This window comes from Mesorhizobium sp. M0106, assembly GCF_040322715.1.
Lineage (GTDB): Bacteria > Pseudomonadota > Alphaproteobacteria > Rhizobiales > Rhizobiaceae > Mesorhizobium.
This window is the reverse complement of record NZ_JAMYUA010000036.1, coordinates 37,952-60,799: the sequence shown is the minus strand read 5'-3', so window position 1 is coordinate 60,799 and position 22,848 is coordinate 37,952. Positions and strand designations below refer to the sequence as shown.

Here is a 22,848-nt window from a genome sequence, read left to right as displayed (position 1 = left end):
CGCTCCTTCGCTCAACTGCCTCTCCAAAGAATCCTTTCTCAGCCTAAACTCAACCCCAAAATCGCCATATGCGATTCCCCTGCCCTCAAGGGGGAGATGGCCGGCAGGCCAGAGGGGGGTGGGCTCGGCCATGGTCAGGTGTTTCCTTCGATCAACACCTGTCGTAGCGTCGGGTAGCGCGACATGCGTACGCGTCATCCGGCCGATCCCCGCGTCACTGCCGGCATCGTCGCGCTCGCCGCCATCGCGCTGCTGATCGGCGGTGCATTCGCCGGGCTCGTCGTCGAAGCCACACGCGACCTGTCCGGCGCCGCCGCCGCTTTCGATTCCTATCTCTTGCGCGTCGTCCGTTTCACGCTCTGGCAGGCTCTGCTGTCGACCCTGCTCTCCGTCGCACCGGCGCTGTTTGTCGCGCGTGCACTGTCGCGGCATCCACAGCTTTTCGGGCGAGGCTTCATCCTGCAGCTTTTCGCCGTGCCGCTGGCGCTGCCGGCCATTGTTGCCGCACTCGGTGTCTTGGCGCTCTATGGCCGCGCCGGCTATTTTGCCGGCACGCTGGGCGCGCTAGGCGGCCAGAGCTGGCCCGGCATCTATGGCCTGTCGGGCATACTCGTCGCCCATGTCTTCTTCAACCTGCCGCTAGCGACGCGGCTGTTCCTGGAGGCGTTGCAGACCGTGCCGGCCGACCAATGGCGGCTGGCGAGCCAGCTTGGCATGGGTGCTGCGCCGGCCTTCCGGCTGATCGAATGGCCACCGCTGCGTGCGGTCTTGCCCGGCGTTGCCGGGCTCGTTTTCATGCTGTGCATCACCTCCTTCACCATCGTGCTTGCGCTCGGCGGCGGACCCAGCGCGACGACGCTCGAGGTTGCCATATACCAGGCGCTGCGTTTTGACTTCGACCCGGCGCGGGCGGTGACGCTGACCCTGCTGCAGATTGCCCTGACCTTCGTCGTCGTGCTGGCCTTGACGCGGCTCGGCGCCAATATGGTCGGGGATGCCAATCTGCCGGTGGCGCCGCGCCGGTATTTTTCAGCCGGTGCGGCCGAGACCGTGCTGAACGCATTGGCGATCGGGCTCGCACTGCTGTTTGTCGCCGGGCCGATGGCGGCCACGTTGGCAGCCGGGCTTGGCGCCGATCTCGGCCGCCTGGCCGGCGAGAGCGCGGTGCGGCAAGCGACGGCGACCAGTGCCGTGCTCTCCCTCCTATCGGCGCTGCTCTCTGTGGCGTTGTCGCTGTCGCTGGTTATGGCGCGCCGGGCGCTGGCGCTCACCCGGCGGCAGGGCCGGCGGACACTGCTCGAACATCTGGCCGACACCGGTGCGGGGTTCGTCCTGGTGGTGCCGCCCATCGTCATCGGCGCCGGCTGGTTCCTGCTCTTGCGCACCGTCGGCGATGTCTTTGCGATTGCCCCTGTCATGGTGGTTGCGGTCAATGCGGTGATGGCGATGCCGTTCGCCATCCGCGCCATCCGCCCTGCCTACGACGCGGCGAGCGAACGCCACGAACGGCTCTGCGCACAGCTTGGTATCTCGGGCTGGAACCGGTTGCGGCTGGTCGACTGGCCGTCGCTGCGGCGGCCGCTCGCCACCGGCTTCGCTTTCGCCATGGCGCTGTCGCTCGGCGATCTCGGCGTCATTGCGCTGTTCGGCAGCGATTCCGTGCAGACCTTGCCCTATCTGCTGCTGGCGCGCATGGGCAGTTACCGCACCGAGGATGCCGCCGGCCTGGCGCTGCTGCTCGGCCTTGTCTGCCTGGCGCTGGTGTTGGCCGCGGACTGGCTGGGAAGGGGCGAGAAATCATGATGCCGACCAGCCCGGAACGGTCCATTTCGGTGGAAAAAGGCGCGGCCGTACGACTCGATAATGTCTCGTTCAGCTATGGTGAAACGCCGCTTATATTCGATGTCGATTTCCCGGCGTCGGAAATCACCGCCATTATGGGGCCGAGCGGTTCGGGAAAGTCGACGCTGCTCAATCTGGTGGCCGGCTTCGAGACGCCGCGGTCAGGCCGCGTGCTGATCGGCGGCGCCGACGTCAGCACTGCGCCGCCATCAGCGCGGCCGGTATCGATGGTGTTCCAGGAAAACAACCTGTTTGCCCATCTTTCCGTCGAGCAGAATGTCGGGCTCGGCCGCTCGCCTTCGCTCAGGCTGAGCGAGGCTGACCGCGCCGCAATCGCCGCAGCGCTGAAGCGCGTCGGCCTTGCCGGCAAGGAAAGCCGGCTGCCGCGCGAACTCTCCGGCGGCGAGCGGCAGCGCGTCGCGCTCGCCCGGGTCCTGGTGCGCGACCGGCCGGTGTTGTTGCTCGACGAGCCGTTCGCTTCGCTCGGACCGGCACTGCGCGACGACATGCTCGACCTGGTGGCCGACGTCCATTCGGAGCAGCGCATGACGGTGCTATTCGTCACGCACCAGCCGGACGATGCGCGCCGTATCGGCCAAAACATGGTTTTCCTGGATGGTGGCACGGTTGCCGCGACGGGCACCGCGGCCGATTTTTTCGTCGGGGCTGGACCGGAGGCATTCCGACGCTATATCGGCTCGGGTCCGTTTGCGGTTGGATCACGAGATGTTGCCCGGAAGCGGACATAATTTATGGTCAAACCGGCGGAAGGCGAAGCGGCGCTTGCTTGCCATGGTCGAGGTAGTGTGGCTAGGTCCGCCAGGAGCTGGTCCGGCCTAGACTGTGATTTGCCCTTGCTGCCTCGTATCTGTCGGACGCACGAAGGACGCCGTAGCACTTGATTTTGCGCGTGATGCTTTCCGGAAATCGCGTCCGATTTTCGCGGTCACGTGCCAGGACTTGAAAGGAAGCCGATCTGCCGACCGGCATCGACAATCGGAGGGTGAAACCGCTGGCGCGCTTTCTGGCGCTGGCCGGTCTCGCTGTGGCGCTGGCAAGCTGCCAGATGTTCACGCCTCCCGACGTGCAGGAATCAGGCTTCCAGCCCTCCGACAAGCCGATCACGGTCGATAATGTCGCCGCCAACGGCAAGCTCGCTCAACTGGCGAAGGCCCAGCACCCGCGCATCCTCGCCACCTATGGCGGCGAGTATTCCGACCCCAAGCTCGAGCGCATGGTGGCCAAGATCGTCGGCAGACTGACCGTGGTGTCGGCCAACCCAACCCAGACCTACCGCATCACCATCCTCAACTCGCCCAACGTCAATGCCTTCGCGCTGCCGGGCGGCTATCTCTACATCACCCGCGGGCTGCTGGCGCTGGCCAACGATTCCGCCGAGCTTGCCGCCGTCATCGCGCATGAGATGGGCCACGTTACCGCCAACCACGGCCTGCAGCGCCAGCAGCTGGAAGCCGAAGAGGGGTTGGCGACCAAGGTCGTTTCGGACGTGCTCGGCGACAACCCGACGGCCAAGGCGGCGCTGATCCGCGGCAAGCTGAGGCTGGCCCAGTTCTCGCGCAATCAGGAGCTGGAGGCCGACGCCATCGGCATCAAGTCGATCGGCGAAGCCGGTTTCGATCCCTACGCCGCCGGCCGCTTTCTGCAGTCGATGTCGGCCTATACCGATTTTCGCTCGATCAGCGGCGCTACCGACGCCAGCCTCGACTTCCTGGCGACGCACCCCAACACGCCGCAGCGTGTAGACCTCGCGCAGCGCCACGCCCGCCAGTTCGGCGCGCCCGGTGTCGGGTCGCGCGACCGCGATTCATTTCTTGCCGGCGTAGACGGGCTGCTTTACGGCGACACGCCGGAGGAAGGCTATGTGCGCGGCGAAACCTTCCTGCACCCTGGCCTCGGCGTGTCGTTCTCGGTGCCCAACGGTTTCGTCATCGACAATTCGGCGGCGGCGGTGACGGCGACCGGCCCGGGCGACATGGCGATCCGCTTCGACGGCGTTTCGATCGACAAGAACCGCTCGCTGACCGACTACATCCGCAGCGGTTGGGTTGCCGGCCTCGACGACAGCAGCGTGCGCCAGGAGACGATCAACGGCAACGAAGCGGCAACCGCGCATGCCGGCGCCGATGGCTGGCAATTCGACATTGCGGTGATCCGCGCCGGCGGCCAGGTCTACCGCTTGCTGACCGCGGCACCTTCGGCCAGCACCTCGCTGAGCACGGTGGCGCGCTCGGTCAGCGGCTCGTTCCGCATCCTGAGTGCTGCCGAGAAGGCAGCGTTGAAGCCGCTGCGTATCCGCATCGTCACGGTGCAGCCCGGCCAGACAATGGGCTCCCTGGCCGCACAGATGGTCGGCGTCGACCGCAAGCTGGATTTGTTCAGGGTGCTCAACGCGCTGTCGCCGGGTGCCGCGGTTTCGGCCGGCGACAAGGTCAAGATCGTCACCGACAAATAGCAGCCGACGCGATTCAGGCTGCGAGAAATTCCGGATTCTGCTTTACCAGCGCCGCCTTGAGCTTTTCCATGGCGCGCGCCTCGATCTGCCGGACACGTTCCTTGGAGATGCCGAGGGTCTCGCCGAGCGCTTCGAGCGTCGCGCCCTCGTCGCTCAGCCGGCGTTCCTCGATAATCCTGAGCTCGCGCGCATTGAGAGCGCCGAGTGCCGTCTTCAGCCACACCGAGCGGCGTTCGACGTCGATCGTATCGCCGACGACCTCATCGGGCAGCGGGTCATCCGAAACCAGGAACTCCATCCGCTCGGTTGCGCCCGCATCGTCGGCTAGCGGCGTGTTGAGCGAGCTGTCCGGCGCCGAAAGGCGGGAATCCATCATCGCCACATCGGCCTCCGATACCCCGAGAGCCGCCGACACTTCGCGGTAGAGCGTGGCATTCGACATCTGCTCGGCGCCGTTTGCCAGGCGGGCGCGCAGGCGCCGCAGGTTGAAGAATAGCGCCTTTTGCGCCGAGCTAGTGCCGCCGCGCACGATCGACCAGTTGCGCAGGATATAGTCCTGCATCGAGGCGCGAATCCACCAAGTCGCGTAGGTCGAGAACCGCACCTCGCGCTCGGGCTCGAAACGGGCCGCTGCCTCCAGCAGCCCGACATGGCCTTCCTGGATCAGGTCGCCCAGCGGAAGGCCGTAGTGGCGAAACCGCGACGCCATGGAAATGACCAACCGCATATGCGCGACGGTGATGCGGTGCAGCGCGTGCTGGTCATTGTTTTCCTTCCAGCGCAGCGCCAGGAGATGCTCTTCGTCACGTTCCAGATAAGGGGCTTTCATCGCCGCGCGAACCATGGTCCGTCCTGCACTGTCTTCCATCATGCCGCGCTCCTGCTCCAGGCGTTGCGGTGCAATCGAATCGTGAGTTGGCGCCGATGGTTGAAATGGCGGCGCCGCGCCCTACAACAGCGAAGAACGTGCCATGCGGGGGAATGTTCCCCCGGACTGTCATGTCGATTGTGCTGTTCCAGGCGATTCGCCACCGGCCTTGACTCAGCCGGATGGCGCCGGGAGATGCTGGTTGAGAATTGGATTTCAAGGGCGCGAGATTTTTGAAATTTAGTTTCTTATTCTGGCATCGCGCATCTGTCATTTTCCGGCACTCGCAATGACGCCGGACATCGGCCAAGGACGGGATCACAGAAAAATGAAATGGCTCAAATCGCTCATTATCGCCGGAACGCTGCAGGTTCTGGCCGTCGCCGCCAGTCATGCCGGCGCCAATCTCGACCAGATCAAGCAGGCCGGCGTCTTCAAGGTCGGCACGGAAGGAACCTATGCGCCCTTCACCTATCATGATGCTTCCGGCGCGCTGGTCGGCTTCGACGTCGAGATCGCGCGGGCCATCGCCGAGCGCCTCGGCGTCAAGGCCCAGTTCCTCGAAGGCAAATGGGACGGGCTGATCGCCGGTCTCGACGCCAACCGCTACGATGCCGTCATCAACGAGGTCGGCATCACCGAGGCGCGCAAGGCTAAATATGATTTCTCCGATCCTTACATCGCCTCCAAGGCAGTGCTGATCGTGCGCGGCGACAACACCGACATCAAGGGTTTCGCCGATCTCAAGGGCAAGAAGGCGGCGCAGTCGTTGACTTCGAACTTCGGCAAGCTGGCTGAAACCAACGGCGCCGAACTCGTCGGCACCGACGGCTTCGACCAGTCGATCCAGCTGCTTCTTACCGGCCGCGCCGACGCCACCATCAACGACAGCCTGTCCTTCCTCGACTTCAAGAAGCACAAGCCCGACGCCAATGTGAAGATTGCCGCCCAGGAAGAAAACGCCGACTATTCCGGCGTCATCGTGCGCAAGGGCGATCCGGAACTGGTGGCCGCCATCAATAAGGCGCTGGCCGACATCAAGGCCGACGGCACCTACAAGAAAATCGCCGACACCTATTTCGGCCAGGACGTTTCGAAGTAAAACGGCTTTCTCGTGTGGGCCGAATGCCGGCCCGCGTCGTTCGTATCGCGGCGAGCTGTCTTTCGACGGCCCGCCGCTTTCGCGTGATATGAGCGACGGCAATCTGGCAAGGAGGAGCCTTCGTGCCGCACTGGCTGCAATTGATGCTGGAATCCCTGCCTACGCTGCTGTGGGCTGCACTGATCTTCACCGTGCCGTTGACGCTGCTGTCGTTTGCATTCGGTCTTGTCCTAGGCCTGGTTGTAGCGCTTGTCCGGCTGTTCGGTCCCAAACCGCTGGTCGCCGTGGTCCGCTTCTACGTCTGGATATTCCGCGGCACGCCGCTTCTCGTGCAACTGTTCCTTATCTTCTACGGCCTGCCATCGGTCGGCATCCTGCTCGACGCCTTTCCAGCAGCACTGATCGGCTTCACCTTGAACATCGGTGCTTATTCGTCGGAAATCATCCGCGCCGTCATCGGTTCGGTGCCCAAGGGCCAGTGGGAAGCGGCCTATTCGATCGGCATGACCTGGGCCCAGGCAATGCGGCGCACCATTCTTCCACAGGCGGGCCGCGTCGCCGTGCCGCCGCTGTCCAACACCTTCATCTCGCTGGTCAAGGACACTTCGCTCGCCGCCGCCATCACTGTGCCGGAGATGTTCCAGGCAGCGCAGCGCATCGTCGCCACCACCTATGAGCCGCTGATCCTCTATGTCGAGGCAGCGGCCCTCTATCTGGTCATGAGCTCCGTGCTGTCGGCCTTGCAGGCGCGGCTGGAAACGCGGCTCAACCGTTATGGCGGCTTCCTGGAGGCGCGCGCATGATCGGCCTCACCAACATCGAAAAGCGTTTCGGCGACAATTTGGTGCTGAAGGGCGTCACCGTCACGATCGAGGAAGGCAGCGTTACGGCGCTTGTCGGGCCGTCGGGCGGAGGGAAGAGCACGCTTTTGCGCTGCATCAACCTGCTCGAGCTGCCGACTTCAGGCACGGTACGGATCGGCGACGATGCACTCGAATTCCATCCCGGCGGCAGGGTCTCGACCAGGGATATCCAGCGGCTGCGGCTGCAGACCGGCATGGTGTTCCAGAATTTCCAGCTGTTTCCGCATCGCACTGCGATCGAGAACATCATGGAGGGGCTGGTGACGGTGCTGAAATGGCCCAAGGAGAGGGCGCGCGAACGGGCGCTGGCCCTGCTCGAAAAAGTCGGCATGGCGCACAAGGCCGATGCCTGGCCGGCGACCCTGTCGGGCGGCCAGCAGCAGCGCGTGGCGATTGCCCGGGCGCTGGCGCCTTCGCCGAAGGTCCTGCTCTGCGACGAGCCGACCTCGGCACTCGATCCGGAACTGGCGCAGGAGGTGGTTGACGTGCTCGGCAAGCTCGCCAGCGAGGGCACGACCATGGTGATGGCGACGCATGACCTGCGGCTCGCCTCCAAGATCGCGCGGGAAGTGGTGTTCCTCGATGCCGGCAACATCGTCGAACAAGGCCCGGCCGCGGTGCTGTTCAGCAACCCGGAACGCCAGCGGACCAAGCGGTTCATCGCCACGCTGAAGCACGAGGCGGAAAGGGAGGGCGGCGAAGGTTAGATATGCCCGTCGCCGGTCAGCTAAGACAAAAAAACCCGGCGCGAGGCCGGGTTTTCCATGTTTCCTGGGCGAAAAGGCTCAGGCAGCTTCTTCCTGCTCGGCTTCCTCGTTGTCGGCCTTGGCGCCGCGCTTCGGGCCCTTGTTGAGGTTCACCTCGATGAGGCGGACCGCTTCGGTCTCCGACATGCGGTTGACGGCCGCGATCTCGCGGGCCATGCGGTCGAGGGCCGCCTCGTAGAGCTGGCGCTCGGAATAGGACTGCTCCGGCTGGTTATCGGCGCGGTAAAGGTCGCGCACCACTTCCGAGATCGAGATCAGATCGCCGGAGTTGATCTTGGCATCATATTCCTGGGCACGGCGTGACCACATGGTGCGCTTGACGCGGGCGCGGCCCTGCACGACCTTCAGCGCGCGCTCGACATAATCCTCTTCCGACAGCTTGCGCATGCCGATCGAGGTCGCCTTGGCGACCGGCACCTTGAGGCGCATCTTGTCCTTCTGGAAGTCGATGACGAACAGCTCCAGCTTGTGGCCCGCGACTTCCTGCTCGTCGATCGAGACGATCTGGCCGACACCATGCGCCGGATAAACGATGTACTCGCCGGTCTTGAAACCGTGGCGCGCTGCGGTGGACTTCTTCTGCGGGGTGATCGTTGCCATTACGCCCTGAACTCCTTGTTGTGGTACCGGCATCGTGCCGGCCCGAACTCGTGCGACCGGGGTGACCGGTCCTCAGCCACACAACGATGAACTCACCGGAAAGGCCAGGACCGGCAAATCGCAACATTGCGACCGCCTGCCCCAGATCGCTCTGGTCCGGATTGAGAAATTCACCTTTCAGTGATTTGGGGCGTTTGCGCCATAAATCGACGTTGTGTCACCGGCATGTTTGGTTGATATAACACAAAAAGTCGGAAGAATCAAGGTTTTGCTGCACGCGCGAAGGCCACGCGCCGTCGCCGCCTGTCAAGGCGGTTAATGTATCACGGCTGTTACGCGGCGTCAGGCCGCCGCAGCCGGCAGGCTCGTCAGTCGCCTTCGCCGGGCTCGGGGGAGAAATATTTCTCGAACTTGCCAGTTTCGCCATCGAAATTCTTAGCGTCGGCCGGCGGCTCCTTCTTGGCGGTGATGTTGGGCCATTTGTCGGCATATTCGGTGTTGATCTGCAGCCATTTGTCGAGGCCCGACTCGGTGTCGGGCTTGATCGCGTCGGCCGGGCATTCCGGTTCGCAGACACCGCAATCGATGCACTCGTCCGGGTGGATGACGAGCATGTTCTCACCTTCGTAGAAGCAGTCGACCGGACAGACCTCGATGCAGTCCATGTATTTGCATTTTATGCAATTGTCGGTCACGACGTAGGTCATTGGTCGGCTCCGGGACGTCCCATTTTGTTGGGCTTTTTTGGTGAGGTAACGCCTTTGTCCGCCGGTGGCAAGGGCGGCCCCTGCCAGCGGTGCCGCGGTTTCCGGAATGGAATTCCGGAAGGCCGGCAAAGCGGGCGTTCGACCTTGCTCAATCGTCGCCGAGCAGGCGGTCGGTCTGGCGGCGTTCCTTCTTCGTCGGGCGACCGCTGCCGGCCTCGCGCAACGGCGGCACCGCATCCGGAAGCGCCTCGCCCTTGGGCGCGGGGGGCGGCGACATGTCCTCGTAGAGCAGGCGGGCCTCTTCGGCCGGGCCACGCCGTACGCCGGTGCCAAGGACTTTCCAGACGAAGATCCGCCGCTCCAGCGTGATGGTCAAAACGTCGCCCGGCCGGACCGTATCGGAGGCCTGCGCTGCTTTGTCGCGATTGATGCGGACGCGTCCGGCGACGACCAGCTTGGCTGCCAGCGTGCGCGATTTTACCGCGCGCGAGAAGAACAGCCACTTGTCGATGCGCTGGCGGGCATCAGTGACCATTGGACGAGCAGCTTACTTCTTCAGCTGGTCGCGCAACGCGGCGAGCTTGGCGAAGGGCGAGTCCGGATCGAAGCGGACCGGGCGTTCCTCACGCGGCTTTGGCTGGAACGCCGGCTTTGCGCCTTGGGCGCCGCCTTTGCCGTCCTGCCGGCCAGCCTTCCAGTCGGGCCGGTTTTCGCGCCGGTCCGGGCGTTCACCTTGCGGCTTGCCGGCGCGCTGATCTGCCGCGTCGCCTTGCGGCCTGGGCTTGAACTTGCTGCGATCGAAGCGCGGCTTGCCGGCGCCGTCGCGCTGGTCGTGGCGCCCCTGACGGGCGGGCCGGTCGCCCGGCGTCGGTTGCCCGCCGGCATCTACCGGCGCATCGCTGCGGCTGTCCGGCGCAGCTTGACCATTGCGCGCGCGATTGTCCCGATGATTGTCCCGGGGGCGGTTGTCATGCTGGCGATGACGCGGGCGCTGGTCGAAACGACCCTGCCGCCATAACAGGATGGGTTTTGGCTCCTCGGCTTCTGGAGCAGCTTCGCCGGCGACGGCTCCTGCCGTCGCTGCAGGTTCGGCCGGCGATGCTTCCGTAGTGTCGGAAACCGGCGGTTCTGCCGGTGCCGCAGCCTCAGTTTCCGCCCCAGGTTCCGCCGTTGGCTCGGCCGCCGGTTCCGCAGGCGCTTCAGCAGTCGCCTCCGCGGCGGGCCGGGTCTCTTGCGTGACTTCTGCCGCAGCTTCAGGGGCTGGAGCTTCCGCGACAGGCTCTGCCGTCGCTTCGGTCACAGCTTCGGCCGCCGCCTCCGCAACAGGAGCCGCATCCGACACAGGTTCCGAAGCCTCCGCCGGCGGCTCTGCCGCGGCAGATGCTTCCGCCATCCTCGCCTGCTCGACTCGCGCAGCCTCTTCCGCCGCCTGCTTTGCAGCGGCCGCGTCACGCGCGGCATTATCCTGTGCTTCGAGCCGCGCCTTGACCTCGGCCGCCGGTTTGGCATCGGCGCGATAGCCGAGTCCCTTCAGGATTTCTTCCATGTCGTCGGCGGTGGCGCCGAGAATCGACATCATCGGCGGCGTCACCATGAAGGACTGGCCGTCATAGGCGCCGTCGGGGCGAGGACCGAGGCCCGGCTTCCAGTTGGTCGCCGGCCGGATCAGGTCGGCCAGCCGTTCGAGAATATCGACGCGTACAGCACGCCGGCCAAGATTGCGGTAGCCGGCAAGCTTGTAGAAGGTCTTGTCGAAGGTCGGATCGATGACCACCGAGGTGCGGCCGGAGGCCAGTGCGTGAACGACATCGCCGAAACCGGGCTTGTCCTTGCCGTCGTTTCTCAGCGCCCACAGCAGCGTTATCAGCCCGGCCGGCGCCGGTTTGATCAGCGCCGGCACGAAGACATGGTAGGCGCCGAAGCGCACTCCGAGACGGCGAAGCGCCGCGCGGCCTTCCTGGTCGAGCGACTTCATCTCGTCGGCGATGTCGCGACGGTTGATGAGGCCGAAATGCTCGACAAGCTGGAAAGCGATGCCGCGGCCGATGCCGGTGATCTGCTCGGCATTCTTGAGATCGACCAGCGGCTTCAGCAGGGATTCGATCTGGAAATTGACGAAGCGCTCGGCGCGCGCCGCAACCTTGTCGCGGGCCGGGCCGGTGAGTTGCTCGTCGGCCAGCAGAACCAGACGCGGCTTCAAAGCGTCTTCGCCGGCGACCAGCGTGCCGATCGGGGCGCCGATCCAGCGCAGCGTGCCATCCGAACCCAGCGCGATGTCGCCATTGGCCGAGGCGCCGAAGCGCTCGGCCCGCGCCTCGAACTCGGCGGCAAGCGCCTTCTGCGCCGCCGCCCGCACCGCCTTGGCGTCTTCGCCGCCGGCGCTCTGGTCGGCGGTGAAGCGGAAACCTTGCAACTCGCCGACGTGATGGCCTTCGACGAGGACGGTTCCGGTTGGGCTGATTTCGGCTTCAGGCATCGTGTTTTCTCTAAGGCGCCGCATGAGGACGGAAGTCCTGCGGTCTACAAAACGTTTCGTCAACCGCTCATGCAGCGCATCGGACAATCTGTCTTCGATTTCGCGCGTCTTTTCCTGCCAGTGTGCCCGATCGGCCAGCCAGCCGGGCCTGTTGGAAACGAAGGTCCATGTGCGGATCTGGGCAATCCTGTGCGATAACGTGTCGATGTCGCCTTCGGTGGTGTCGGCACGGCGCACCTGCTCGGCCATGTAGTTCTCGTCGACATGGCCATGCCTGGCAAGGTCCATGTAAATGGAGGCAATCAAGTCGGCGTGCTGGGCCGGCGCGATCTTCCTGTAGTCGGGCAGCGCGCAGGCTTCCCACAGCAGCGCCACGCGCCTGGCATCGGTGGTGAGTGCCCGGACGTCCTCGTCGCGCGACAGATGCTCGAGCGCCTGTGCGTCTACTGCCGGCAGCGCGCGCGTCAGGCCTTCGACCGGGGCGTTGGTCTCAATCGACCGCTTCAGCGCATCGAGGTTGGCGAAATCGAAATGCGCGGTGCGCCACTGCAGTACTTTCACCGGGTCGAAATCATGCGCCTCGATTTTGTTGACCAGTTCATCATCCAGCGGATCGACCTGGCCGGTGACGCCGAAGGTGCCGTCGCGCAGATGCCGGCCAGCGCGGCCGGCAATCTGGCCGAGCTCGGCCGCCGTCAGGTTGCGGTACTGGTAGCCGTCGAATTTGCGGTTCTGGGCGAAGGCGACGTGGTCGAGGTCGAGGTTGAGGCCCATGCCGATGGCGTCGGTGGCGACGAGGTAGTCGACGTCGCCCGACTGGAACAGCGCCACCTGGGCGTTGCGGGTGCGCGGGCTGAGCGCGCCGAGCACGACGGCGGCACCGCCCTGCTGGCGGCGGATCAGCTCGGCGATGGCATAGACCTCGTCGGCCGAGAAGGCGACGATCGCGGTGCGCCGCGGCAGGCGGGTCAGCTTCTTCGAGCCGGCATAGGCAAGATGCGATAGGCGTGGCCGGGTCACCACCGACACGCCCCGCAGCAGGCGCTGCAGGATGCCGTGCATGGTGGCCGCGCCCAGCAGCAGCGTCTCCTGCCGGCCGCGCAGATGCAGGATGCGATCGGTGAAGATGTGTCCGCGTTCGAGATCGCCGGCGAGCTGGACCTCGTCGATGGCAACGAAGGCGGCGTCGGTCTCGCGCGGCATCGCTTCCACGGTGCAGACCGAGTATTTCGCGCCCGCCGGCTGGATCTTTTCCTCGCCGGTGATGAGCGCCACCTTATGGGCGCCGACCTTCTCGCAGACGCGCGTATAGACTTCGCGGGCAAGCAGCCTGAGCGGCAGGCCGATGACGCCGCTTTCATGCGCCACCATGCGTTCGATGGCGAGATGGGTCTTGCCGGTGTTGGTCGGGCCGAGCACGGCCGTCACGTCTCGACCCGACAGGATCAGCGGTTCAGTGTGTTTCGGATGGATGTTCATCGGCCTGGAAATAAGGCTCTCTGCCTCGCATTGTCGGGAGCGCGCCCATATTGGCCGCGTATGACAGGCGACACATAGGGATTTCGGGCGCGAAGCGAAAGCGGAATATGCCGAGGGCAGGCCGATTGGTTGGTTCGAAGCCAGAAAATCTGTTCCCGATTAACAGTTGGAACGAGTCTGGAACGAATCAGCGACGAATCACTGACTCGCGCTGATTCAGGGTTTGTTCACGGCTACATCTGGGTTTTCTGTCGGCGTATCTCACCACATGCTGAATCACGGAAACTGGCCCGATTTATGCAAGCGGCATCCAAGCGAGCACTGCGGTTAACCTTTGCCGGTGAATGGTCGTGGCCGGCCAATCTGCTTCGCACAACGTTATGAAATTATTGATGTTTCCTAACGCGCTTTAATCATTTCGAGGGTGTTTTCAGCTCTCGCCGTTAACGTTCCGCTCAAAGCCGGAACGAATCGGCGACGAATCAGAGATAGCCGAAGTTTCTTGGTTTGTTCACCGCAACATGTTGTGTTGTGAACAGCTTTTCCACCGAGAATCCACAGGCTGCCGGGCGGCTTTTGCACAAGCTGCGAGTTTGCCGTTAACCTTTGCGTGCCGGATTGGGGCAGCGTGCTGCATCGAGATCTTGCAACGGGAAGACCGCTATAGAAACGGGCCGTTTTGCAGGCCCGTTCGTCCAAGCGCGGATCTGTCTCAACGTAAAGACAAACGATCAGGCGACGTACTGGCCGCCATTGGCTGATATGGTCGAGCCGGTGATGAAACCGGCATCGTCGGAAGCGAGGAAGACGACGCAGCGCGCGATTTCCTCCGGCTCGCCGAGACGGCCGACCGGGATGTGCGGGATGACCCGCTCGTTGAGGACCTTCTCGTCCATTGCCTTGACCATCTCGGTGGCGATGTAGCCGGGGCAAATGACGTTGACGGTGATGCCGGCGCGCGCGCCTTCCTGGGCCAGTGCCTTGGTGAAGCCGATATCGCCGGCCTTCGAGGCCGAATAATTGACCTGGCCGACCTGGCCTTTCTGGCCGTTGATCGAGGAGATGGTGATGATGCGACCGAACTTGCGGTCGCGCATGCCGCCCCACAACGGATGCGTCATGTTGAAGACGCCGGAAAGGTTGGTGTCGAGGACCTCTTTCCATTGCTCGCGGGTCATCTTGTGGAACATCGCGTCGCGAGTGATGCCGGCATTGTTGACCAGTACCGAGACGGGACCGAGATCGGCTTCGATCTGTTTGATGCCGGCGGCGCAGGCCTCGTAGTCGGCGACCGACCATCTATAGACCGGGATGCCGGTCGCGGCCTTGAACTTTGCCGCCGCTTCTTCATTGCCGGCGTAGTTTGCGGCGACCGAATAGCCGGCGCTTTTCAAGGCGACCGATATCGCCGCGCCGATGCCGCGCGACCCGCCTGTGACGATTGCAACCTTTGTCATATGTCCTCCCGGGAAATGCAGATGACTGAGCGTTGAAGCGGTGGGGTTTGCCCCCTATTCCCTACTCGCTTTGCGCCAGCATCCTATTCGTATCGCTTATCTCATCACAATGCTTCCACGCACATGGCAACACCCATGCCGCCGCCGATGCACAGCGTGGCAAGGCCTTTCTTGGCACTTCTGCGGCGCATCTCGTAGACCAGCGTGTTGAAGATGCGGGCGCCCGAGGCGCCGACCGGATGGCCGATGGCGATGGCGCCGCCATTGACGTTGACGATGGCCGGATCCCAGCCCATGTCCTTGTTGACGGCGCAGGCCTGCGCGGCAAAGGCCTCGTTGGCTTCGACCAGATCGAGGTCGCCAACCGACCAGCCGGCCTTGGCCAGCGCCTTGCGCGAGGAGGGGATCGGTCCCGTCCCCATGATCTGCGGGTCGACACCGGCGGTCGCCCAGGAAACGATACGCACCAGCGGTGTGATGCCGCGCCTTGCGGCTTCCGCTTCGGTCATCAGCACCACGGCGGCGGCGCCGTCGTTGATGCCGGAAGCATTGGCAGCCGTCACCGTGCCTTCCTTGTCGAAGGCGGGCTTGAGCTTGGTCATGGCATCGATTGTCGCGCCGTGGCGGATGTATTCATCCTGGTCGACTACGGTGTCGCCCTTCCTGCCCTTGACTGTAAAGGCAACGATCTCGTCCTTGAATTTCCCGGCTTTCTGCGCGGCCTCGGCCTTGTTTTGGGAAGCCAGTGCGAACTGGTCCTGGTCGTCGCGGGTGATCTGAAACTGGCGGGCGACGTTCTCAGCGGTGTTGCCCATATGATAGCCGTAGAAGGCATCGGTCAGGCCGTCCTTGATCATGGTGTCGATCAGCTTGAAGTCGCCCATCTTGACGCCACCGCGCAGATGTTGCGCATGCGGAGCCATCGACATCGATTCCTGGCCGCCGGCAACGATGATTTTTGCATCGCCCTGGGCGATCTGCTGCATGCCGAGCGCGATAGCGCGCAAGCCCGAGCCGCAGAGCTGGTTCAGGCCCCAGGAGGTCGCCTCCTGCGGTACGCCGGCAGCCATTGCCGCCTGCCGCGCCGGGTTCTGCCCTTGAGCCGCGGTCAGAATCTGGCCGAGAATGACCTCGTCCACCTCCTTGCCGTCGACGCCGGCACGGACCAGCGCTTCCCTGACGGCGACGGCACCCAATTCATGGGCTGGGGTGTTGGCGAAGGCGCCGTTGAAGGAGCCGACGGGCGTGCGCGCTGCACTGGCGACAACGATGGCGTTGGAAGCGGACATGTTCTTCTCCAGGCTTTCGGGGAATGATTTCGGGTGCCGTCGGGGACTTTTCTTGCCCTTTCCACAACCCGAGTCAAACCCGAAATGGGCATGGCGTCCCACTGCCGCAAGTATGCCGCCCGTCGCTGCAACGGCGGCCCGTCCGTGCTGCGCAGCATAAAATGTTCCCGCACTGCACAAACTGCTTGGATTCATGACGCTTTTGCGCATATCCTTTAAAAAGGCGCAATCGTTACCGGCGGCTTACTTAAGCTGCCCGGTGTCCGGGGAGGATGCAGATGGCCGCAAAAGACGAACCTATTGTTATCAAGAAATATGCCAATCGCCGTCTCTACAATACGGGCACCAGCACCTATGTGACGCTCGAGGATCTCGCTGAAATGGTCAAAAGAGGCGAGGACTTTACTGTCCAGGACGCCAAGACCGGTGACGACATCACGCATCCGGTACTGACCCAGATCATCTTCGAGCTGGAGAACAAGGACGGGCAGAACATGCTGCCGATCCCGTTCCTGCGTCAGCTCATCGCCTATTACGGCGACCAGATGCAGATGATCGTGCCGAGCTTTCTCGAACAGTCGATGCTGGCCTTCTCGAAGGAGCAGGAGCGCTTTCGCGAGCAGATGAAAGATGCGCTCGGCAAGTCGCCGATGGACATGATGAAGATCGCTACGCCGATCAAGGTGCTGGAGGAGCAGACGCGGCGCAATATGGAAATGTTCCAGAACGCCATGCGGCTGTTCACGCCGTTCCCGCCCGCGGGCTCGGCGCCGGCAGCAGCGCCGGCCGAACCGGCCAGGAAGGAAACGCCGGAAAAACCCGACGACCTTCAGGAGCTGAAGGAGCAGATCGCCGCGATGCAGCGCAAGCTCGACACGATGTCCTGACTGCCGGCTGGCGAAGTGCAGCGTCGGACCTTCCTTCAGGTGCTGCTGAGACTTCGCAAGCAGCGCGGCTAGACTAGAGCTGCTCCGGCAGCGGTCCCTGGTAGCGGGCGCGTGGCCGGATCAGGCCGTTGCTCGTCACCTGCTCCACGGCATGCGCGGCCCAGCCGACGCTGCGGCCGAGCGCGAACAGGCGGAACGGCGCATCGGACGGCAAACGGAGACCGCGCGTCAGCGCGGCCAAAGCGAAATCGACGTTCGGGCGCATGCCCGTTGCCGCAAAGGCCGCATCGCAAAGCCGTAACAGCCCATCATCGACATCTATCGCGGCCAGCAACGGTTCCGCACGCGGATCGCCGTCGGGATAAAGCGGATGGCCAAATCCGGGCAGCGGCCTGTCGTGACCGAGCCAGCGTCCGACAGCCGCGTCCGGCCCCAATCTCTGCGCATCTTCCGCCAGCATCATGACCGCCTCCGCGGCGCCGCCATGACGCGGCCCGGAGAGCGTGGCGAGGCCGGCAAGCAGGCAGGCCGAAACAGGTGCGCCGGTGGACGCGGCGACCCGTGCGGCGAAGGTCGATGCGTTCAATTCGTGATCGGCCAACAGTACCAGTGAGCGGCGGATCAAGTCTGCGCCGGCCGCATCGAGCGACCATCCCCGCGCCAGCCTTTCGTGCACGGCACCAGTTCCGGGAATCGCGCCGAGCGCCTGGGCCAAAGCGGCGATGGCGCCGGCCGCATCGTGGTTGAGCGAAGCCGATCTTCGGCCGAGCGAAGGCCGGCCGTTGGCCGCCAACGCGGCCAATTCCGCGAAGGCAGCCGGCCGGCCAGTTGCGCCGTTGCCATGGCGGCTCGCCGAGACGAACGACACCGGTGCGTCAGATGCCCAAAGCAGGTTTGCCGTCTGCTCCAGCGTGGCAGCCTCGCAGAGAGCAACCGCATCCTGGCCGCGATAGACAAGGCGGCCATGCAAAACGGTCGAGATCGTGGTGGCGATCGCCGGCTCACCCCAGGCAATTGCACTTTCGGCGATTGCCTGCGGATTTCGGCCACGAGCCCGGCGACTCGCCAGCGCCGCGATGTCGTCGGCGCGATACTGGCTGCGGCGTGGATCCGCCCGGTCCGGCCGCACGCCGATGCGCCCGCGGCTGACATAGGCATAGAGGGTCTGGGCTCGCACCTTGAGACGCTTCAGGGCTTCGTCCCGCGTCAGCCACTCCGTCATGTCAGCCTTGTCATGTTGATTCCATTGATCAAGATTGATGGTCGAGTCACCAACCCTTATCTACCACCCGGAAAGGGTCAAGGAGAAAACCGATGGCGAATGGGCTCGATGATGTGGTGGCGGCGGAAACGGTGCTCTCCGATGTCGACGGTCTTGGTGGCCGCCTGACCATCCGGGGCCATTCGTTGCCCGAACTGGCAGGTCGCTGGAAATACGCCGAGGTGGTTCATCTGCTGTTCGACGGCTTTTTCGACGATCTTCCCGACGGCAGGGAGCTGGCGAACGCGATCGGTCGGGCGCGCAGCGAAGTGTTCGAGCAGATCAAACCCTTGCTGCCGTTTCTCACATCCGTCGATATCTACAGCGCGATGCGCGCCGGTATTGCCCTGCTGCCGGATGGTGACAAATTGTCGGACGCGCTGCGGCTGGTTGCGGCACCTGCCGTGCTGACGCCGGCCTTGCTGCGCTTGCAGCGCGGCGAACGCCCGATTGCGCCCGATAGCAAGGCCGATCATGCCGCCGACATGCTGCGGATGCTGACCGGCATTGCGGCCTCGCCTAAATTGGCGAAGGCGCTCGATGCCTATTTCGTGACGGTTTGCGACCATGGCCTCAACGCATCGACCTTCGCCGCGCGCGTGGTCTCTTCAACGCAGGCCGGGCTTACTTCGGCGGTGCTGGCCGGGCTCGGAGCGCTCAAGGGGCCGCTGCATGGCGGCGCGCCAGGTCCGGTGATCGAGATGCTGGATGCGATCGAGGCGCATGGCGACGCCGCCGGCTGGCTGCGTAGCGAGATCGCGCGTGGCCGCCGCATCATGGGCTTCGGGCATCGCATCTATCGCGTGCGCGATCCGCGTGCCGACGTGCTGAAAGCGGTGGTGCGCCAGCTCGGCGCCAGGGGCGAAAGCGGCCACCGGCTGGCCTTTGCCGAAAGCGTGGAGCAGGCGGCGCTCGAAGTGCTCCGCATCGCCAAGCCGTCGCGCTCGCTCCAGACCAATGTCGAGTTCTTCACAGCGCTCCTGCTGGAAGCGGCGGGCTTTCCGAAAGAGGCGTTCACCAACGTCTTTGCTGCCGGGCGCGTCGCCGGCTGGATTGCCCATGCGCGCGAGCAGCAGACGAGCGGACGGCTGATCCGGCCGCAGTCGCGCTATATCGGGCCGGTGCCGGACCTCGTCGCCTGAGGATTTTTCCCTCGCATACTTGCGAAAACCGGTCGCAACAGCCGGTGCCGAACACCTCTCTCGTCGGGACGAGAGAGGTCTACATGACAAAAATTTCATGTCATTGCTCCACACATCCGCTGTTCTTGGGTGACAGAGAGCCTATATGTTGCAGTGCAGCATGGTTCACGGGAGCCCGCCTCGAAAGGAATAAAGCCGCCTTGACCGCCAGAAAAACCGCCATCGTCACCGGTTCCACCTCGGGCATCGGCCTGGCCATTGCCCACGCGCTCGCGGCCGAAGGCTGCAACGTCGTCGTCAATTCCTTTTCCGACACCGCCGACGATCACGCCATCGCCGACGCGATCGCGAAGCACCACGAGGTGAAGACCGTCTACGTCAAGGCCGACATGTCGAAGCCGGCCGAGTGCCGGGCTTTGGTGGCGAAGGCAGCCGAGGCATTCGGCTCGGTCGACATCCTGGTCAACAACGCCGGCATCCAGCATGTCGCGCCGGTCGAAAGCTTCCCGATCGAGAAATGGGATGCGATCATCGCCATCAACCTGTCATCGGCCTTCCACACCATCGCAGCCGCCATCCCGTTGATGAAACAGGCCGGTGGCGGCCGGATCGTCAACGTCGCCTCGGCCCACGGCCTTGTCGCTTCGCCGTTCAAGTCGGCCTATGTCTCGGCCAAGCATGGCATTATGGGCTTGACCAAGACTGTCGCCCTGGAGCTGGCGCGCGACAAGATCACCTGTAATGCCATTTGTCCGGGCTATGTGCTGACGCCGCTGGTCGAGGCGCAGATCCCCGACCAGATGAAGGCCAACAAGATGGACCGCGAGACGGTGGTCCGTGAGGTCATGCTCGACAGGCAGCCTACCAAGGAGTTCGTCACCGTCGAGCAGGTTGCGGCGGCCGCGGTGTTCCTATGCTCGGATGCGGCGGCGCAGATCAACGGCACGCACATCTCTGTCGACGGCGGCTGGACCGCTTAGTGAGGCTTCCAGCGGTCAAGGGCCACGCCATGCCGAAAAACGGCAAGGCGGAAGAGCCAAAGAAGATCAATGTCGCGCTGCAAGGCGGCGGCTCGCACGGGGCGTTTTCCTGGGGCGTGCTCGATCGGCTGCTCGAGGACGGGCGCCTCGACATAACGGCGGTTTCGGGCACCAGCGCCGGCGCCATGAATGCCGTGGCGCTGGCCGACGGCTTTGTCCGCGGCGGTGTCGAGGGCGCGCGGCGGAAGCTCGACGATTTCTGGCGTGCGGTGGCGGCAAAGGGCCGCTTCAGCCCGGTACAGCGCATGCCCTGGGACGTCGCCTGGGGCAATTGGTCGATCGAGAACACGCCCGGCTATTTCCTGTTCGATACGATGTCTCGGGTATTTTCGCCCTATGTCGCCAATCCGCTCGCAATCAATCCGCTGCGCGACGTGGTCGAACGTGAGATCGATTTCGACAATGTGCGCGCCTGCAAGTCGATGGAACTGTTCATTTCCGCTACCAATGTCGAGACCGGCCAGTTGCGGGTCTTCTCGGACGGCGAGATCGACCTCGACACGGTGATGGCGTCGGCCTGCTTGCCGCAATTGTTCCGTGCCGTCGAGATCAAGGGCGTGCCCTATTGGGATGGCGGTTATGGCGGCAACCCGGCACTGTTCCCGTTCTTCAAGACGGCGGCCACCGAGGACGTGCTTTTGGTGCAGATCAATCCGGTGGTCCGCGAGGGAACGCCGAAGAGCGCCAATGAGATCCAGAACCGCATCGACGAGATCACCTTCAACGCCGGGCTGTTGCGCGAATTCCGCTCGATCGCCTTCGTCAAGGAACTGATCGCCGCCGGCCGATTGCCGCACGGCGAATATCGCGACATCCGCATGCACCGCATCGATGCCGACGAAGCGTTCAAGGATCTGTCGGCATCGTCCAAGGTCAATGCCGAATGGGCGTTCCTTGCCTATCTGCGCGACCTCGGCCGCACCGCAGCCAGTGATTGGCTGGAAGAAAATTATGACGCCGTCGGCAAGCGGCCGACGATCGATCTGTCCGGCGAACTCGACGACGGCTTGAAGCCTTTGCGCGGGCCGGCGCCGGGTCGGCGGGTCAAGGAGTTTCTTGCGGCGCGCAAGCAGCCCGAGGCCGCCCGCCGTCCGGCCTAGCTGCTTCGCAAAGCAGATGGCATTCGCAATCTGTCCAATCATCCTGACACTTGCTGCCATGCCGCTGTTTTGGCAATCAACAGCCGATGCTGCGGCCGCATCTTTGCGGACAAAGCAACAATCCATCAACTTTTCTGACTATATTGCGATGCAACTTTGAGGTAGAAGCGCGCTTCGCCGATCACGGCAATTTGAATACGGCCTCGCGCGCACCCATATCGGCGACGCGCCCCAAGTAGAAGATGCGGCCTGGCCGAACCCCGCGCACTGGAAAAAATGACGATGCCGAAATTCAGGTTTCACAAGCTTGCAGCCATTGTTGTGCTTATCGGTTTCGCCGGCTGGATGGCGACAGGCGAGTTCTCGTCCGTCGGCAGCGCGTCCGCCGACAACAAGCCCAAGGCAGGAGAGGTCGAGCAGCCCAAAACAGCCGACGCAGGCAAGCCCCAAACTGGCAAACAGGGGGCTGCCAAGCCGGGGACTGCCGAGGCGGAACAGCCCAAGGCGCCGTTGCGCACGGTCGCGGTCATAACCCCGCCGCGGCGCACCTATGCACGCGCTATCCGCATTTCCGGACTGACCGAAGCCGATAAGCGCGCCGTCCTGGCGACACGCGTCGCCGGCGTCATCGACAAGCTGCCGGTCAAGCAGGGCCAGCACGTCAAGACCGGCGACCTGATCCTGATGCTTGCCGCCGAGGAAAAAATCTCGGCGGTCGACAATGCCAAGCAGCTTGTCGTGCAACGTGAGGCCGAGCTGGCTGCGGCCCTGGGGCTGACGAAAACCGGCAATCTGCCCAAGTTGCAGCTCGACACAGCCCGCTCCAACCTGACGCTGGCCAAGTCGCTACTGGACGCAGCGCAAGCCGAACTCGACCGCAACGAGGTGAAGGCGCCCTTCGACGGCGTTATCGACCGGGTACCGGTGGAGCTTGGCAGTTCCGTGATGCAGGGCGGCGAGGTGGCGACCATTCTGAAGCTCGATCCGGTGATCGCCCGCGGCGAAGTCAGCGAACGCGATCTCGGCTATCTGAAGATCAGTGACGAAGCCAATGTGCGCCTGGTCAGTGGCCAGACCGTCAAGGGTACGGTGCGCTACATCAGCCGGGATGCATCTTCGGCAACCCGTACCTTTCGGGTTGAAGTCGCTATCCCCAATGCCGATGGGTCCGTACCGGCCGGCATGACGGCAGAAATCGCGCTCAGCGCCCAGCCGACCGACGCCGTGATGCTGCCGCGCTCGGTGGTGACGCTCGGCGACAAGGGCGACCTCGGCATCCGCGCCGTCAACAAGGATGACAAGGTCGTGTTCTTCCCGATCGACCTGGTCGACGACACGCCAACCGGCCTGGTGCTCGGCGGCATTGCGGCCGACGCCCGCATCATCGTCGCTGGCCAGGAGCTGGTGAAGGAAGGCGAGGTGGTCAAGCCGGTCGCAGCCGACCAGGCGACCATCCAAAAGCTGTTGGGCGAAGCGACGGCCGGGACGCAGTAAT

Annotated in this window: 20 protein-coding genes; 12 read left to right on the top strand and 8 right to left on the bottom strand. The window is 64.0% G+C overall.

All coding sequences use genetic code 11. The features are described from left to right. Positions 1 to 183: 183 nt before the first annotated feature. The 3 genes from thiP to NKJ55_RS26905 all read left to right on the top strand — a co-directional run bounded on the left by thiP (position 184) and on the right by NKJ55_RS26905 (position 4,315). The gene (gene thiP / locus NKJ55_RS26915) at positions 184 to 1,803 is read left to right on the top strand and encodes a thiamine/thiamine pyrophosphate ABC transporter permease (protein ID WP_352452517.1); all 1,620 of its coding nucleotides are present in this window, start codon (positions 184 to 186) and stop codon (positions 1,801 to 1,803) included. Continuing rightward, complete coding sequence (thiQ, locus tag NKJ55_RS26910; RefSeq protein WP_352452516.1) at positions 1,800 to 2,591, top strand: thiamine ABC transporter ATP-binding protein; 792 nt, start codon at positions 1,800 to 1,802, stop codon at positions 2,589 to 2,591. Before thiP ends, thiQ begins: the two co-directional genes overlap by 4 nt. Before the next feature lie 254 nt (positions 2,592 to 2,845). Next, positions 2,846 to 4,315, top strand: coding sequence for a M48 family metalloprotease (locus tag NKJ55_RS26905; protein WP_352452515.1), 1,470 nt, complete (start codon positions 2,846 to 2,848; stop codon positions 4,313 to 4,315). A gap of 13 nt (positions 4,316 to 4,328) precedes the next feature. Here the strand turns inward: NKJ55_RS26905 and NKJ55_RS26900 are convergent, their stop codons facing one another. Then, entirely contained in the window at positions 4,329 to 5,186 is an 858-nt protein-coding gene (locus NKJ55_RS26900; protein ID WP_023680558.1) for an RNA polymerase factor sigma-32, read from the bottom strand. Positions 5,187 to 5,511: 325 nt separating this feature from the next. Between NKJ55_RS26900 and NKJ55_RS26895 the strand changes: the two genes are divergently transcribed. The 3 genes from NKJ55_RS26895 to NKJ55_RS26885 all read left to right on the top strand — a co-directional run bounded on the left by NKJ55_RS26895 (position 5,512) and on the right by NKJ55_RS26885 (position 7,855). Beyond that, positions 5,512 to 6,285, top strand: a complete 774-nt coding sequence (locus tag NKJ55_RS26895; protein ID WP_352452514.1) for an amino acid ABC transporter substrate-binding protein — start codon at positions 5,512 to 5,514, stop codon at positions 6,283 to 6,285. Between the two features lie 122 nt (positions 6,286 to 6,407). Continuing rightward, the gene (locus tag NKJ55_RS26890; protein WP_023721020.1) at positions 6,408 to 7,088 is read left to right on the top strand and encodes an ABC transporter permease subunit; all 681 of its coding nucleotides are present in this window, start codon (positions 6,408 to 6,410) and stop codon (positions 7,086 to 7,088) included. Next, positions 7,085 to 7,855: an amino acid ABC transporter ATP-binding protein gene (locus tag NKJ55_RS26885; protein ID WP_352452513.1), complete on the top strand. Its 771-nt coding sequence runs from the start codon at positions 7,085 to 7,087 to the stop codon at positions 7,853 to 7,855. The genes NKJ55_RS26890 and NKJ55_RS26885 overlap by 4 nt, the downstream gene beginning before the upstream one ends. 78 nt (positions 7,856 to 7,933) lie before the next feature. Here the strand turns inward: NKJ55_RS26885 and NKJ55_RS26880 are convergent, their stop codons facing one another. The 6 genes from NKJ55_RS26880 to NKJ55_RS26855 all read right to left on the bottom strand — a co-directional run bounded on the left by NKJ55_RS26880 (position 7,934) and on the right by NKJ55_RS26855 (position 15,923). Beyond that, complete coding sequence (locus NKJ55_RS26880) at positions 7,934 to 8,515, bottom strand: CarD family transcriptional regulator (RefSeq protein WP_006327799.1); 582 nt, start codon at positions 8,513 to 8,515, stop codon at positions 7,934 to 7,936. A gap of 368 nt (positions 8,516 to 8,883) precedes the next feature. Beyond that, positions 8,884 to 9,222, bottom strand: a complete 339-nt coding sequence (fdxA, locus tag NKJ55_RS26875) for a ferredoxin FdxA (protein WP_352452512.1) — start codon at positions 9,220 to 9,222, stop codon at positions 8,884 to 8,886. Positions 9,223 to 9,370: 148 nt separating this feature from the next. Continuing rightward, positions 9,371 to 9,757: an RNA-binding S4 domain-containing protein gene (locus NKJ55_RS26870; RefSeq protein ID WP_352452511.1), complete on the bottom strand. Its 387-nt coding sequence runs from the start codon at positions 9,755 to 9,757 to the stop codon at positions 9,371 to 9,373. Between the two features lie 12 nt (positions 9,758 to 9,769). After that, a complete protein-coding gene (locus tag NKJ55_RS26865; RefSeq protein WP_352452510.1) occupies positions 9,770 to 13,177 on the bottom strand; it encodes a helicase-related protein in 3,408 nt (1,135 codons plus the stop codon). 731 nt (positions 13,178 to 13,908) lie between these two features. After that, the gene (gene phbB, locus NKJ55_RS26860) at positions 13,909 to 14,634 is read right to left on the bottom strand and encodes an acetoacetyl-CoA reductase (RefSeq protein WP_352452509.1); all 726 of its coding nucleotides are present in this window, start codon (positions 14,632 to 14,634) and stop codon (positions 13,909 to 13,911) included. 104 nt (positions 14,635 to 14,738) lie between these two features. After that, positions 14,739 to 15,923 carry an acetyl-CoA C-acetyltransferase gene (locus NKJ55_RS26855; protein WP_352452508.1) on the bottom strand — a complete coding sequence of 395 codons (1,185 nt, stop codon included), beginning with the start codon at positions 15,921 to 15,923 and terminating at the stop codon, positions 14,739 to 14,741. Positions 15,924 to 16,201: 278 nt separating this feature from the next. Here NKJ55_RS26855 and phaR point away from each other — a divergent pair, with 278 nt between their 5' ends. Further along, the gene (gene phaR, locus NKJ55_RS26850) at positions 16,202 to 16,810 is read left to right on the top strand and encodes a polyhydroxyalkanoate synthesis repressor PhaR (RefSeq protein ID WP_023678449.1); all 609 of its coding nucleotides are present in this window, start codon (positions 16,202 to 16,204) and stop codon (positions 16,808 to 16,810) included. Positions 16,811 to 16,883: 73 nt separating this feature from the next. Here phaR and NKJ55_RS26845 read toward each other — a convergent pair whose 3' ends face one another. Continuing rightward, positions 16,884 to 18,032, bottom strand: a complete 1,149-nt coding sequence (locus NKJ55_RS26845) for a citrate/2-methylcitrate synthase (RefSeq protein WP_352452507.1) — start codon at positions 18,030 to 18,032, stop codon at positions 16,884 to 16,886. A gap of 92 nt (positions 18,033 to 18,124) precedes the next feature. Between NKJ55_RS26845 and NKJ55_RS26840 the strand changes: the two genes are divergently transcribed. The 5 genes from NKJ55_RS26840 to NKJ55_RS26820 all read left to right on the top strand — a co-directional run bounded on the left by NKJ55_RS26840 (position 18,125) and on the right by NKJ55_RS26820 (position 22,847). Beyond that, a complete protein-coding gene (locus NKJ55_RS26840) occupies positions 18,125 to 19,213 on the top strand; it encodes a citrate synthase/methylcitrate synthase (RefSeq protein WP_352452506.1) in 1,089 nt (362 codons plus the stop codon). A 200-nt stretch (positions 19,214 to 19,413) separates the two neighbouring features. Continuing rightward, positions 19,414 to 20,193: a 3-hydroxybutyrate dehydrogenase gene (locus tag NKJ55_RS26835; RefSeq protein WP_352452505.1), complete on the top strand. Its 780-nt coding sequence runs from the start codon at positions 19,414 to 19,416 to the stop codon at positions 20,191 to 20,193. Positions 20,194 to 20,222: 29 nt separating this feature from the next. Next, a complete protein-coding gene (locus tag NKJ55_RS26830; protein ID WP_352452521.1) occupies positions 20,223 to 21,353 on the top strand; it encodes a patatin-like phospholipase family protein in 1,131 nt (376 codons plus the stop codon). Positions 21,354 to 21,369: 16 nt separating this feature from the next. Beyond that, a complete protein-coding gene (locus NKJ55_RS26825) occupies positions 21,370 to 21,513 on the top strand; it encodes a hypothetical protein (RefSeq protein WP_352452504.1) in 144 nt (47 codons plus the stop codon). Positions 21,514 to 21,635: 122 nt separating this feature from the next. After that, positions 21,636 to 22,847, top strand: a complete 1,212-nt coding sequence (locus tag NKJ55_RS26820; RefSeq protein ID WP_352452503.1) for an efflux RND transporter periplasmic adaptor subunit — start codon at positions 21,636 to 21,638, stop codon at positions 22,845 to 22,847. Position 22,848: the final 1 nt, after the last annotated feature.